The sequence below is a fragment of the Neisseria sp. P0008.S010 genome, assembly GCF_051962715.1.
Lineage (GTDB): Bacteria > Pseudomonadota > Gammaproteobacteria > Burkholderiales > Neisseriaceae > Neisseria > Neisseria elongata.
Window position 1 is genome coordinate 116,170 of sequence record NZ_JBQCVA010000001.1, and the last position, 12,964, is coordinate 129,133.

A 12,964-nucleotide genomic window follows, 5' to 3' on the forward strand; every position below is an offset into this window, starting at 1 on the left:
AGGGCAAGTTGCAGGCCGTCTGAAAACGGGAGGGCGGCGTTGGTTTGGCAAAACGGTGTTTTCAGACGGCCTCTTTTAGGTTTTAAAGTGCGGCGACGACTGCGCTGCCCATTTCGGAGCAGGAGACGAGTTTGCCTCCGTCCTGCATAATGTCGGCGGTACGCAGGCCTTGTTCCAACACTTTTTGCACGGCGTTTTCGACTTGTCGGGCGCGGGCTTCGTCGTTCAGGCTGTAGCGCAGCAGCATGGCCAGCGACAAAATCGTGGCCAGCGGGTTGGCTTTGTCTTGTCCGGCGATGTCGGGCGCGGAGCCGTGCGACGGTTCGTACAGGCCTTTGCCGCTTTCGTTCAGGGAGGCGGAGGGCAGCATGCCGATGGAGCCGGTGAGCATGGAGGCCTGGTCGCTTAGAATGTCGCCGAAGATGTTGCCGGTGGCAATCACGTCAAACTGTTTGGGCGCGCGCACGAGCTGCATGGCGGCGTTGTCCACATACATGTGGGAGAGTTCGACGTCGGGATAATCTTTGGAAACTTCGTTGAAGATTTCTTTCCACAGTTCGGTGGTTTCCAGTACGTTGGCCTTATCGACGGAGCAGAGTTTTTTGTTGCGCTTTTGCGCCGCTTCGAAGGCGATTTTGGCAATACGGCGGATTTCGGACTCGCTGTATTTCATGGTGTTGTAGCCTTCGCGCTCGCCGTTTTCCAGCGTGCGGATGCCGCGCGGTTCGCCGAAGTAGATGTCGCCGGTGAGTTCGCGCACGATGAGGATGTCCAGTCCGGCCACGACTTCGGGTTTTAATGTGGAGGCGTCGGCAAGTTCTTTGTATAAAACGGCGGGGCGCAGGTTGGCAAACAGGCCCAGGTCTTTGCGGATGGCCAAGAGGCCGCGTTCGGGGCGCAGCGGGCGTTCGAGTGTGTCGTATTGTGGCCCGCCGACCGCGCCGAGCAGCACGGCGTCGGCGGCACGGCACAGGTTTTGCGTAAATTCGGGATAGGGGTGGCCGTATTGGTCGTAGGCCGCACCGCCCAAGGGGGCGTATTCGTAACGTGCGTCCAGGCCGTCTGAAATCAGTTTGTCGAGTACGCGCACGGCTTGGGCGGTAATTTCGGGGCCGATGCCGTCTCCGGGCAGGATGGCGATTTGTTTGGTCATTTCGGGTTTCCTTGTTTGGTTGGGGGAGTTTCCGACGGCAGGCCGTCTGAAATGCGGATTATAACGGAAGGCCGTCTGAAAAATTTTCTTTCAGACGGCCTTTTGCCGTTCAATGGCTTTGGAAAATGCTGATGCTGCCTTTGTGATACTGATACAGGATGTCGGATACGGTATAAGCCGATTCGCTATATGCCTGCCGTGTCAAATCGGCCAGCGCGTACAGGCTCTCTTCATCGGCGGGGTTGCACAGCAAAAGCGCGTCGCGGGCGGGGACGGCAAAGACGGGGTTGGCGGCCAAAACGGCATCGTCATGCAGGATTTCGTCCAGCAGCAGCACCAGCGCGGTATCGTAAAAGCCGTCCAAGCGGATTTGGCACAGGCTGTGCCCTTCGGCGCGGTCGGTTTCGAGGCCGTCCTGCCTGATCAGGCGGCGGATATTGTCCAATGCGGTTTCACGCAGTTTGGTACGGTCGGACAAGCCCAATTTGTCGGCGTCGGCCTGCGTCATCGAGCGCATGGCGGTACTCAAATCCAGCATGTACACCAGCAGTATGTCGCCGGCTAGCGGTTCGCAAAGCGGCAATTCTTCGGTTGACGGGCCGTTTAGTTCCCGTATTTCGTCCAGCCAGGCCGCGTTTTTCAGCGTGATGCGGATTTGCCCGCTTTCAATGGCGGCAGACTCTTGTATTGCCGATGCCATTTGCCGCATAGCGGTCAGATGGGCGGCCAGCAGCCCGTCCAAGCCTTCGGGGTCTTGGCTGTATTGCGCGTAGGCGTTGGCGACGTACAGCCTGCCCGATTCGGCCTCTCCTTCGGCGGTAATCGCGATATAGGTGTCGTGCGGCGTATCCGCCCATTCGATGGCTGCCGACACGCCCGGTTCGCGGTTTGCCGCATCGGCGAAATGTTGGCAGAATTCACGCCAATCCATGAGTTTGGGCTTGCCGCCGAACAGTTTTTTCCAAAAAGACATATCAGGCTCCTTATTCTGCAACACGGATTTTAAAGACAGCTTTGCGTATGGTTTTTTCTCCGCCCACCAGCGGGGCGTGCGCGTCGTTGGGAAAGAAGAGGGCGAACTCGCCCGGTTGGAGCGTGAGCCAGGTTTCCGGTTCGCAGTCGAAAAATTCGATGTCGCGCTTTTCGTCGTAGCCCAAACCGTTTTTCAGACGGCCCCTGTCTATCCAACCGTAGGTTTCTTCCCCGCTGATGGGGACTTGGATGTCGATGTGTTTCAAATGCGCTTCGGGCTTTGCCTCGGCTTTGCTCCTCATCGGTTCGCTGCCGATAAAGAGACGGATATTGGGGTTTGCGCACGGCACTTGACCGTCGGGCAGGGCGGCGAAATCCAGCGTTTGCAGTAGGTGGACGGCATCGGCAAAGTCGGGGTGCAGTGCGGCGTAGCGGGCGGCGTTGGTGATGGTGTCGGTAATCATGTTTTGCAGAAAGAGATGAAAAGGCCGTCTGAAAATTAAACCTCAGGGTGTAGCGAAGCCAATACGTTCTTCAGGATGCCTTGCCGGAAGACAAATAAGACTTCGGTATAGGCGGCACCATCTCCGATAACGGTCGTTAAGAAAAGGGTGTCGTCTTTAGCGCGGTAGTAACAGTGGCTCAGTTGCGTATTATCGCCTGCCTTTTCAAAATATGGGTTGAACAGGTGGTCATATTGGGCTCGGGGGGCGATTTGTGTTTTACCGTTGCGGAAAAAGGCAATTTCACGATAGTGGCTGAATGGAATTGTACCGTCAGTGCCGAACATTTCTTTTCCGCGATAATGGGAAAGTCCGTATTGATCGTGTGTAAACAGATGTTTTTCTTTTTTATAGTTGAAACGTTCCGATTTAATGCGCACGCCCATGCCGTTTTTTTGACAGGTAAAACCGTCGGCAGTAGCCGTAACGGGGATACTTTCATAATGCGACAACGGAATCAGTCGCGAAGTATGCACCCAACCATCCAGGCTTTTTTTACCGCGCAAATCGTAGGTCATCTGCCAACCGTGTTCTAAATGAAGCTTTCCGTCCATCTCGGGGGTATAAACATGGGTGCCATTTGGAATTTTGGTCAGGATTCGGCTTTGGGTGTTCGGTTTTTCGCGTAAGTTGCTGTATCCGTCAGGATCTTGAATTTCTGAGAATTCCGCATGTGTGGCGAGGCTGATAAGAAGTATAGGGAGCAGGATAATTTTTTTCATGGTGGTCGTGAGTGAATGGTTTTATATATCTCAGGTTATATTTCCCGAGACCTTTGCAATAACATAAGTTATTAAAATTTTATGCTCAACACCATTTTCAAAATGAGGAACCTCCCTGATTTCTTCCACTTTTTTCTCAGTATCAGAAAGGTTTTAGTCGATTGAAAATTTTTTAGCACATTTTTATGCGTCAAATTTCGTTAACAGACTATTTTTGCAAAGGTCTCTTCCCGCCAAATTTGGCTTTGATAAAAAAGTCGTCTGAAAAAGCATTCCTTACAGGATAGATTTTTGTAAATCTAAAGTGGAAGCATAATGTTCGGCAATGGGGATAGGCTTGCGGCTGACTTGGTTGATGTCGCCACCTTCTTCGGTACATAAAAATGGAAAGAACGTATAAACATTGTCGCCACTCAAATTGCGGATTTCTTCGCGCCAATTTTGCCAGCGCAGGTTTTCATAATACATCTGCAGGTCGCCTACTAATGCCCAATGCAAAAAATCGCCATAGCCTTTTTCGCAATCTTCCCATTCGAGGGTATCCGGCGGGAGGTAGAAAACATTGCCGGGGGTGCCGTCCAATCCGCCGCCGTTGAGGGCGAAATAGCCGCCGGCGGCATCGTTTGCAATCAGATAATAGGGAGCGGGCACGGTGGGTTCGGCTTGGGTGCGGCCGAGATTCCAGCTGCCGAGGCCGCACGGCAGGATTTTCACGGAATGGGTAGCTCAGGCTTGCCCTATCCGAATTCTTGTCGATTCGTTTTACTGCGCCGCCTTATCGCTCTGATACTGCTCATACCATTGCCGATACCTCCCACCGCATCTTTCCAGATTGTTGCAGTAAAAAGGATAGCTTTTCGAAAGTGCCTGGCGGTAGACGACAATTTCATTCGGTATACCGCCCATTTCGGCAAAAATCATCAGGTGCGGCAATTCCGGATTTTTATCCGGGTTAGACCAGACGTGCGCGGCGAACCAATCGAAATCGCTGGGCATGGGCGGCTTCTCACTGAAAGCGGGATTGAGCCCCACATCCATTTCCATCGGTATCCCAATGTAGTCCGGCGGTGGAAACGAGGTGGGAAAACGCTGGCGTGTGCTGTCACGTCCGATACCGAACCCTTTTTCTGCTATCAGTTTGTCGCCGGCTTCAATACGGATTTCATCGGTGTAGGTGTAGGGATAGCCGACGGTGTTGTGGTCGGGGTTGGGTGGCAGGCGCAGGATGTAGAAGGCGTTTTCCGTTTTGCGGAAGGCATTGGCCTGAATATCCAGTTCCTCGATCTGTTCCCAGTTCAGGCCTCGAAAATCAAACACTTTTATGCCCCATGCTGTTTCCAGCTGCTGCGCACTCAAATCAAACAAGCAGGTGCTGCCGAGTTCCGCGCGGATTTGTTGCAACAGGTCGTCAATATCGGCGGGCTTACTCAGTTTGCCACACGGAACGGCGGGTGAGGAAACAGCACCGGATAGTGCGGTTGGCTGGGAAACGGCCGCGTCCCGTTGGCAGCCTGCCAACAGGAAAAGGACCAGCAACGATAAAAATGGTCGTTTCATCATCTCTATCTTTCTGCCCTTCAGCGTGAAAACATAAAAAAGACAGCAGCAGAAGCAGGTACGGAATTTTGGAAGCCCGCCATCTGTAAAGCAGATTCGGCCGTCTGAAAAACAAGAATGCCGCCATCCCGAGTTTGCCCGTTATGTGTACTGCTTTTTCAGACGGTCTGTGTCACCCAACTTTGCTATCTTTTATCCGGCTGAACGACACTGCTTCATCCAAAACCAATCATATTGGTTTTGACAATGCCATCATAATACAAAACCTGAACCAGCGGGATAATCATCATCGTGTTCAGAATCAATCGGGTTTCCGTAAAAAGTGCAGGCTGCTTTTTGGCAATGGGAAAGCAGCCTGCACATTATTTTCAATCGATGGCGCGGTATTCGCCTGTCCATTCGCTATCGGGTGCGGCAGCATCGGTTTTCATTTTGCCGCTGCGCCGGTCGATTTCATAACTGAACAAACGCGGAGCGGTTGCCGGGTCGCCGCCGCATTGGGCATCGTGTTTTTCGCGCACGTCCACCGTGTAGCCTTGTTTGGTTTTCTCCGCCATAAACATCAGGCATTCGGGTTTCAGGCTGGTCAGCTGATTGCGAGCCACGGATTCGGACACGCGCCGAATCGCCTGCTCTTTGCTGTGCACGCCTTCGGCACGGGCTGAAAAAGAAGCAGCGGTCAGCAGCGCGGCCATCCAAACATGCATAGCTTTCATAGCGTTTCCTTTCGATAAGGTTTCAGGTAACAGGCCGTCTGAAACTTATGGTTTTATCAGCCGCAGGTATTCCCGTACTTCATCTAAATCATCGGCAGGCTGCAACAGCAGTCCGCGCTGCCAATAATAACCGTTTTTGTCCTGGAACAAATCGCTGTCCGCGCCACCCAAGTGTTTCAGGCTGCCGCCATCGATGCCTGCGGCAATTTCATAGCCCTGATATTGCTGCTGAAATTCTAAAGGTCGGCAGCAAAACTCCATATCGTCCATGCCTTCGGGCGGACGGCGGACGAAATGGTAGGCATGGTTTTTGTCAGCATAGACAAATTGACGTTGCCCGCCGACACGACGGAATGTCAGCGGGTCGGTTTCCGGCGGAAAGGGCGATTGCAGCGCAGTGTCATACACAATATTGTAGGTGCAGACGTTTTGAGTTAATGAATACGGATGTTCCCGCGTGGCGGCAGCAATGTCTTGCGGGTCGATTTTTTTCTTGGCCATTCGATTTGTCCCTCTCATACGCAGTCGGGTGGGTGGCAAAACAGGCAGCCTGTTCATTGAACATACAGGCTGCCTGCTGTTTTAACCGTTAAACAGCCAAGGCTGGCTTTGGCGGCGTTGCGCTTCAAACGCTTTGATGTCGTCTGCATGCTGCAAGGTCAGGCCGATTTCGTCCAAACCGTTGAGCAGACAGTGTTTGCGGTGTTCGGTAATGTCGAATTTGAACGTTTCGCCGCTCGGGGTGATCAGGGTTTGCTCGGCAAGGTCGATGGAGAGCTGATAGCCTTCGGTGGCTTCAACTTCTTTGAAAAGCTGGTCGACTTGTTCTTCGGTTAGCACGATGGGCAGGAGGCCGTTTTTGTAGCAGTTGTTGAAGAAGATGTCGGCGAAGCTGGGGGCGATGACGGCGCGGAAACCGTAATCATCCAATGCCCAAGGGGCGTGTTCGCGCGAGGAGCCGCAGCCGAAGTTTTTGCGCGTGAGCAGGATTTGCGCGCCTTGGTAACGCGGCTGGTTCAGCGAGAAATCGGGGTTCAGCGGCCGTTTGCTGTTGTCCATACCCGGTTCGCCGTGGTCGAGGTAACGCCATTCGTCAAAGGCGTTGGGGCCGAAGCCGCTTCGTTTGATGGATTTTAAAAATTGTTTGGGGATGATGGCGTCGGTATCGACGTTCACGCGGTCGAGTGGGGCGACAAGGGCGGTAAGCTGGGTAAAGGATTTCATAGCGGTTTGTATTGTGGTTGGAGGTTGGAAAAGGCCGTCTGAAAACTTCGGTGTCGGTTTTCAGACGGCCTTCCGGGTTAATTATTCGGTGGCGTTTTCAATTTTTTCGCCGACATGGGAGATGCCGCGGCCGACGGCGTTACCTCCGTCTTTTACGGCCTCTTTCGTGCGGCTGACGTTGTGGGAGGTGTCTTGCTTTACACCGCTCCAAGTGCTGGAGCAGGCAGCCAAAGCCAGTGCGGCGGTCAGAATAAGCAGTTTTTTCATAATCGTTTCCTTTGTTTGATGGGTTAAACGAAACACGCGGGCGGTTGCCCGTGTGTCGCCATTATTACGGATTTGGTAGTCCGTTTCGCTTTTCGGACGGTATTTTAATGTTTTTTTACACTGTCGTGTAAAGTGCCCGGCCGGATAGGGTTGGAATGGGAAAGCAATAGGGGCGGCGGGATGATATGTTTGAATTCAATGATTTTTTGTAGCTTGAGGCCGTCTGAAAGGATTACTTTTCATCATTTTGTGGCACTGCTGTTGTATATATGCCCCTGCATCATATGGTCATTACAAACTTTAACGTATTCGGTTGGGCAGCTAGGGCGGAGGCATGCATTCATGTGCAGCGTCGATTAGGCGGAAATCTACGCCGTTCGGAGGGGCTTCTCTAAGCTGCCTGCCGGTATTTTGTCAAGCTGTCAGCTGTGTGCAAAATACGATATATTGTAGTTTGAGAGAATAAACCATACTACATCTAGTATTTTGATTGTTGGAAGGGTAACGCATGAATGCCGCTGTAAGCATTAAAGTAACCAAGCGCGACGGACGTTTGGAAAATATCGACTTAGACAAAATCCACCGCGTCGTTACTTGGGCGGCGGAAGGCTTGAAAAACGTTTCCGTATCGCAAGTCGAGCTCAAATCGCACATCCAGTTTTACAACGGCATCCGCACCGACGACATCCACGAAACCATCATCAAGGCGGCTGCCGACCTGATTTCGCAGGATACGCCCGACTATCAATATCTCGCCGCGCGTCTGGCGATTTTCCACCTGCGCAAAATCGCTTACGGCGAGTTCGAACCGCCGCACCTGTTCGACCACGTTAAAAAACTCACCGATGCGGGCAAATACGACCGCCACATCATCGAAGATTACAGCCGAGAAGAGTTTGACGAGCTGAACGCCTATATTGACCACAGCCGCGACATGACCTTTTCCTACGCTGCCGTGAAGCAGCTCGAAGGCAAATATCTGGTGCAGAACCGCGTGACCCGCCAGATTTATGAAACACCGCAGTTCTTATACATTTTGGTGGCAATGTGTCTCTTCAGCAAATACCCGCAAGAGACGCGCTTGGATTACGTCAAACGCTTTTACGACGCCGTTTCCACATTTAAAGTATCGTTACCGACTCCGATTATGAGCGGCGTGCGCACGCCTACGCGCCAGTTCTCAAGCTGCGTATTGATTGAATGCGACGACAGTCTGGATTCCATCAACGCCACCACCAGCGCGATTGTGAAATACGTTTCCCAACGCGCGGGCATCGGCATCAACGCCGGACGTATTCGCGGTTTAGGCAGCGAAATTCGCGGCGGCGAAGCGCAACATACCGGCTGCATCCCGTTTTTTAAAATGTTCCAAGCGGCGGTTAAATCCTGCTCGCAAGGCGGCGTACGCGGCGGCGCGGCAACTTTGTTCTACCCCTTGTGGCACATCGAAGCCGAAAGCCTGTTGGTGTTGAAAAACAACCGCGGCGTGGAAGACAACCGCATCCGCCAGCTTGATTACGGCGTGCAAATTAACCGCCTGCTGTACACCCGCCTGATTAAAGGCGGCAACATTACGCTATTCTCGCCCAACGAAGTTCCCGGCCTGTACGACGCGTTCTTTGCCGACCAAGATGAATTCGAACGTCTCTACACAAAATACGAGCAAGACCCGAACATCCGCAAACGCACCTTGTCGGCTACCGATTTGTTCTCCACGCTGATGCAGGAACGCGCCGGAACGGGACGCATCTACATCCAAAACGTTGACCACTGCAACACGCACAGCCCGTTTGACCCGCGCGTCGCGCCCGTGCACCAGTCCAACCTGTGCATGGAAATCGCCCTGCCGACCAAACCGCTGGACAACATCAACGACCCGAACGGCGAAATCGCCCTGTGTACCCTGTCTGCCTTCAACTTGGGCGCATTAAACAGCTTGGACGAGCTGGAAGGACTTGCCGATTTGACCGTGCGCGCACTCGATGCTTTGCTGGATTATCAAGACTATCCGGTCGAAGCCGCCCGCACCGCGACCATGAACCGCCGCACGCTCGGCATCGGCGTCATCAACTACGCCTACTATCTGGCGAAAAACGGCGTCCGTTACAGCGACGATTCCGCGCTCGGCCTGACTCACCGCACCTTTGAAGCCATGCAGTATTACCTGCTCAAAGCATCGGTGAACCTTGCCAAAGAATACGGCGCATGCCCGCTCTTCAATCAAACCGTTTATTCGCAAGGCAAACTGCCCATTGATACTTACAAAAAAGACTTGGATGCCGTGTGCAGCGAACCGCTGTTGTGCGACTGGGAAAGCCTGCGCGCCGACATCGTCAAATACGGTCTGCGCAACTCCACCCTGACCGCACTCATGCCGTCTGAAACCAGTTCGCAAATCGCCAACGCCACCAACGGCATCGAGCCTCCGCGCGGACTGGTAACGGTTAAAGCATCGAAAGACGGTATCCTGAAACAAGTCGTGCCGGAGTTTGAAACCCTGAAAGATGCCTACGAAACCCTATGGCAGCTTCCGGGCAACGAAGGCTACCTGAAACTTGTCGGTGTGATGCAAAAATTCGTCGACCAGGCGATTTCCGCCAACACTGCCTATGATCCGAGTAAGTTCGAAGGCAACAAAGTTTCCATGAAACAAATGCTCAAAGATCTGCTGACTGCCTACAAATACGGCGTCAAAACCCTGTACTACCACAACACCCGCGACGGCGCGGACGATACGCAGACCGATATTCAGGATGACGGCTGCGCAGGCGGGGCTTGTAAGATTTGATAAATGTGGACAGTTTTCAGACGGCCTTATTGCCCGTAAAGGCCGTCTGAAAATTTCTCCACTTTAACTCTTCTTTACACATAAACGGCAATTAACGATACAATGGGCGGCCTTTCAGCCGCCTAAACGTTGCGGCTCCGTACCGACTGCTGCGGCTGAGTTTGCGCCGCCGCCCGATTAACCAACTTTTTGGGAGAATCATCATACAACTCCTGGACTACACACACTCCTATTGGTCGGTCGTGCCGCCGTTTCTTGCGTTGGCATTGGCTGTGATTACCCGCCGCGTATTGTTGTCGTTGGGCATAGGCATTATCGTTGGTGCACTGATGCTGACGGGCGGCAATCCGCTTGACGGCCTGTTGCACCTGAAAGACATTACGGTGTCGTTGGTATATGCCGATGGCGCGTTTGACTGGGGTAAAACGAAAATCCTGCTGTTTTTGCTCTTGCTCGGCGTATTTACGTCGTTGCTGACTTTTTCCGGCAGCAATCAGGCTTTTGCCGAGTGGGCGCAACAGCGCATCAAATCGCGGCGCGGTGCGAAAATGCTGACCGCCTGCCTGGTATTCGTTACCTTTATCGACGACTACTTCCATAGTTTGGCTGTCGGCGCGATTGCACGCCCCGTTACCGACAAATTCCGTGTTTCCCGCGCAAAACTGGCCTATATTCTCGATTCCACCGCCGCCCCGATGTGCGTGCTGATGCCGGTTTCAAGTTGGGGGGCGTCGATTATCGCCACTTTGTCGGGATTGCTGGTGATGTACAATATCGACGGATATACGCCGATGGGTATTTTCACCGCGATGAGCCTGATGAATTATTACGCCCTGTTTGCGTTGCTGATGGTGTTTGTTACGGCGTGGTTCTCTTATGACATCGGTTCGATGGCCCGTTTCGAGCGAAATGCTTTAAAAGAGGATGCGCATACCCATGCGCAGTCTGCAAGCGGGCAGACAGGCCGTGTTTATGCTCTGATTGTGCCGGTTTTGGTACTGATTTGTGCCACGGTTTCCGCCATGATTTACACCGGCAGCCGCGAATTGGAAACCTTCAGCCTGCTGGGTGCGTTTGAGAAAACCGATGTCAATACGTCGCTGGTGGTCGGCGGCAGTTCGGGTGTGTTGGCGGTATTGCTTTGCACCGTCGGCACGATACGCAAAAGTGATTACGGTACGGCGGTGTGGCACGGCCTGAAATCGATGTTTGGTGCCATCACCATTCTGATTTTGGCGTGGCTCATCAGTATCGTGGTCGGCCAAATGCATACTGGCGATTACCTGTCTACGCTGGTTGCCGGCAACATCCATCCCGGCCTGCTGCCGTTTATCCTGTTTGCGTTAGGCTGCATCATGGCTTTTGCCACCGGCACAAGTTGGGGCACGTTTGGCATCATGCTGCCGATTGCTGCGGCAATGGCGGTAAAAGTCGATGCTGCGTTAATTGTGCCGTGCATGTCGGCCGTGATGGCGGGTGCGGTGTGCGGCGACCACTGTTCGCCGATTTCGGATACCACCATCTTGTCGTCCACCGGTGCGCAGTGTAACCATATGGATCACGTTACCACCCAGCTGCCGTATGCATTGGCGGTTGCCGGGGCGGCCGGTGCCGGCTATCTGGTGCTTGGTTTCAGCCGTCAGCCGCTGCTGGGATTTGCCGCGACCGGCGTTGTGTTGGCCGTGCTGTTTTGGCTGTTGAAAAAACCGTCCGACCGTTTGGCCTGAAGCCGCAATCGTTAATCCGTTCAGACGGCCTTGATGTTGAAGGCCGTCTGAAAAACCGTTTTACAGAGAGAATAACGCCATGTCCTGTGAACACTTGACCATGTCTTACAGTACCTTCCTGAAAACCAAAAACGACGCGCTTAAAGAGCCGATGTTTTTTGGTCAGCCTGTTAATGTTGCACGTTATGACCAGCAGAAATACGAAGTATTTGAAAAACTGATTGAAAAACAACTGTCTTTCTTCTGGCGGCCGGAAGAAATCGACGTGTCGCGCGACCGTATCGACTACGCGAACCTGCCCGAACACGAAAAACACATTTTCATCAGCAATCTGAAATACCAAACCTTGCTCGATTCCATTCAAGGCCGCAGTCCGAACGTTGCCTTGCTGCCTTTGGTGTCGATTCCCGAGTTGGAGACTTGGATTGAAACGTGGAGCTTCAGCGAAACCATCCACTCGCGCAGCTATACCCATATTATCCGCAATATCGTGAATGATCCGTCGGTCGTGTTCGACGACATTGTGCAGAACGAATACATCATCGCCCGCGCCGAAGACATTGCCTGCTATTACGATGATTTAATCGAATACACCCAGTATTACAACCTGTTGGGCGAAGGGACGCACAATGTCGGCGGCAAGCTCGTTACCGTGTCTTTGCGCGAGTTGAAGAAAAAACTCTATCTCTGCCTGATGTGCGTTAATGTGTTGGAAGCCATCCGTTTCTACGTCTCATTTGCCTGCTCGTTTGCTTTTGCCGAGCGCGAGTTGATGGAAGGCAACGCCAAAATCATCAAACTGATTGCCCGCGACGAAGCCCTGCACCTGACCAGCACCCAGCATATGCTCAACCTGATGCGCGCCGGTGCCGACGATCCTGAAATGGCGGAAATCGCCGTCGAGTTGCAGGACGAATGTTTCAAACTCTTCAAAAAAGCGGCGGAGCAGGAAAAAGAATGGGCGGCCTATCTGTTTAAAGACGGTTCGATGATCGGTCTGAACAAGGAAATTCTGGCGCAATACGTCGAATACATCACCAACCTGCGTATGCAGGCGGTCGGCTTGCCTGCCGGATTCGAAGGAGCCACCCAGAACCCAATTCCATGGATTAACGCGTGGCTGTCGTCCGACAATGTACAGGTGGCGCCGCAGGAAGTGGAAATTTCTTCTTATTTAATCGGTCAAATTGATTCGGAAGTCAGCGCGGACGATTTGGGCGATTTCGAATTGTAATCAAACTCGGCGGTTTTTCCGCATTTCCATCATCAGAGGTCGTCTGAACAGGTGTAGAAACGAAATGAAAGATTTCGGTTGCACCGTGCAGACGACCTTTC

At 52.9% G+C, this 12,964-nt stretch carries 13 protein-coding genes; 3 read left to right on the forward strand and 10 right to left on the reverse strand.

What is annotated here, in order from left to right; all coding sequences use genetic code 11:
• Window positions 1–82 precede the first annotated feature (82 nt).
• The 10 genes from leuB to ACTHSL_RS00665 form a co-directional block, all read right to left on the reverse strand.
• A complete protein-coding gene (gene leuB, locus ACTHSL_RS00620; protein WP_440379948.1) occupies window positions 83–1,153 on the reverse strand; it encodes a 3-isopropylmalate dehydrogenase in 1,071 nt (356 codons plus the stop codon).
• Window positions 1,154–1,262: 109 nt separating this feature from the next.
• The gene (locus tag ACTHSL_RS00625; protein ID WP_440379949.1) at window positions 1,263–2,126 is read right to left on the reverse strand and encodes a DUF1444 family protein; all 864 of its coding nucleotides are present in this window, start codon (window positions 2,124–2,126) and stop codon (window positions 1,263–1,265) included.
• Window positions 2,127–2,136: 10 nt separating this feature from the next.
• Window positions 2,137–2,589 carry a YhcH/YjgK/YiaL family protein gene (locus ACTHSL_RS00630; RefSeq protein WP_440379950.1) on the reverse strand — a complete coding sequence of 151 codons (453 nt, stop codon included), beginning with the start codon at window positions 2,587–2,589 and terminating at the stop codon, window positions 2,137–2,139.
• A 35-nt stretch (window positions 2,590–2,624) separates the two neighbouring features.
• Window positions 2,625–3,350: an SH3 domain-containing protein gene (locus ACTHSL_RS00635; protein WP_440379951.1), complete on the reverse strand. Its 726-nt coding sequence runs from the start codon at window positions 3,348–3,350 to the stop codon at window positions 2,625–2,627.
• Window positions 3,351–3,626: 276 nt separating this feature from the next.
• On the reverse strand, window positions 3,627–4,064 hold the full coding sequence (locus ACTHSL_RS00640; RefSeq protein WP_440379952.1) for a DUF2625 family protein: 438 nt from the start codon (window positions 4,062–4,064) through the stop codon (window positions 3,627–3,629).
• A gap of 48 nt (window positions 4,065–4,112) precedes the next feature.
• A complete protein-coding gene (locus ACTHSL_RS00645) occupies window positions 4,113–4,751 on the reverse strand; it encodes a hypothetical protein (protein ID WP_440379953.1) in 639 nt (212 codons plus the stop codon).
• Between the two features lie 524 nt (window positions 4,752–5,275).
• Complete coding sequence (locus tag ACTHSL_RS00650) at window positions 5,276–5,623, reverse strand: hypothetical protein (protein WP_440379954.1); 348 nt, start codon at window positions 5,621–5,623, stop codon at window positions 5,276–5,278.
• A 45-nt stretch (window positions 5,624–5,668) separates the two neighbouring features.
• Window positions 5,669–6,124, reverse strand: coding sequence for a hypothetical protein (locus ACTHSL_RS00655; RefSeq protein WP_204811007.1), 456 nt, complete (start codon window positions 6,122–6,124; stop codon window positions 5,669–5,671).
• Window positions 6,125–6,205: 81 nt separating this feature from the next.
• The gene (gene leuD / locus ACTHSL_RS00660) at window positions 6,206–6,847 is read right to left on the reverse strand and encodes a 3-isopropylmalate dehydratase small subunit (protein ID WP_204811005.1); all 642 of its coding nucleotides are present in this window, start codon (window positions 6,845–6,847) and stop codon (window positions 6,206–6,208) included.
• Window positions 6,848–6,928: 81 nt separating this feature from the next.
• Window positions 6,929–7,114 (reverse strand): hypothetical protein, encoded by a 186-nt coding sequence (locus ACTHSL_RS00665; protein ID WP_107992508.1) that lies wholly within the window; start codon window positions 7,112–7,114, stop codon window positions 6,929–6,931.
• Between the two features lie 508 nt (window positions 7,115–7,622).
• Between ACTHSL_RS00665 and nrdA the strand changes: the two genes are divergently transcribed.
• From nrdA to nrdB, 3 genes are all read left to right on the forward strand, one after another.
• Window positions 7,623–9,902 carry a class 1a ribonucleoside-diphosphate reductase subunit alpha gene (gene nrdA, locus ACTHSL_RS00670; RefSeq protein WP_440379955.1) on the forward strand — a complete coding sequence of 760 codons (2,280 nt, stop codon included), beginning with the start codon at window positions 7,623–7,625 and terminating at the stop codon, window positions 9,900–9,902.
• Between the two features lie 203 nt (window positions 9,903–10,105).
• Entirely contained in the window at window positions 10,106–11,629 is a 1,524-nt protein-coding gene (locus ACTHSL_RS00675) for a Na+/H+ antiporter NhaC family protein (protein ID WP_440379985.1), read from the forward strand.
• 100 nt (window positions 11,630–11,729) lie between these two features.
• The gene (gene nrdB, locus ACTHSL_RS00680; protein WP_440379986.1) at window positions 11,730–12,863 is read left to right on the forward strand and encodes a class Ia ribonucleoside-diphosphate reductase subunit beta; all 1,134 of its coding nucleotides are present in this window, start codon (window positions 11,730–11,732) and stop codon (window positions 12,861–12,863) included.
• Window positions 12,864–12,964 lie beyond the last annotated feature (101 nt).

Bases quoted from the DNA above. Each gene is read 5' to 3' on its own strand.
- leuB (WP_440379948.1), bottom strand. From the start codon at position 1,153: ATGACCAAACAAATCGCCATCCTGCCCGGAGACGGCATCGGCCCCGAA.
- ACTHSL_RS00625 (WP_440379949.1), bottom strand. From the start codon at position 2,126: ATGTCTTTTTGGAAAAAACTGTTCGGCGGCAAGCCCAAACTCATGGAT.
- ACTHSL_RS00630 (WP_440379950.1), bottom strand. From the start codon at position 2,589: ATGATTACCGACACCATCACCAACGCCGCCCGCTACGCCGCACTGCAC.
- ACTHSL_RS00635 (WP_440379951.1), bottom strand. From the start codon at position 3,350: ATGAAAAAAATTATCCTGCTCCCTATACTTCTTATCAGCCTCGCCACA.
- ACTHSL_RS00650 (WP_440379954.1), bottom strand. From the start codon at position 5,623: ATGAAAGCTATGCATGTTTGGATGGCCGCGCTGCTGACCGCTGCTTCT.
- ACTHSL_RS00655 (WP_204811007.1), bottom strand. From the start codon at position 6,124: ATGGCCAAGAAAAAAATCGACCCGCAAGACATTGCTGCCGCCACGCGG.
- leuD (WP_204811005.1), bottom strand. From the start codon at position 6,847: ATGAAATCCTTTACCCAGCTTACCGCCCTTGTCGCCCCACTCGACCGC.
- ACTHSL_RS00665 (WP_107992508.1), bottom strand. From the start codon at position 7,114: ATGAAAAAACTGCTTATTCTGACCGCCGCACTGGCTTTGGCTGCCTGC.
- nrdA (WP_440379955.1), top strand. From the start codon at position 7,623: ATGAATGCCGCTGTAAGCATTAAAGTAACCAAGCGCGACGGACGTTTG.
- nrdB (WP_440379986.1), top strand. From the start codon at position 11,730: ATGTCTTACAGTACCTTCCTGAAAACCAAAAACGACGCGCTTAAAGAG.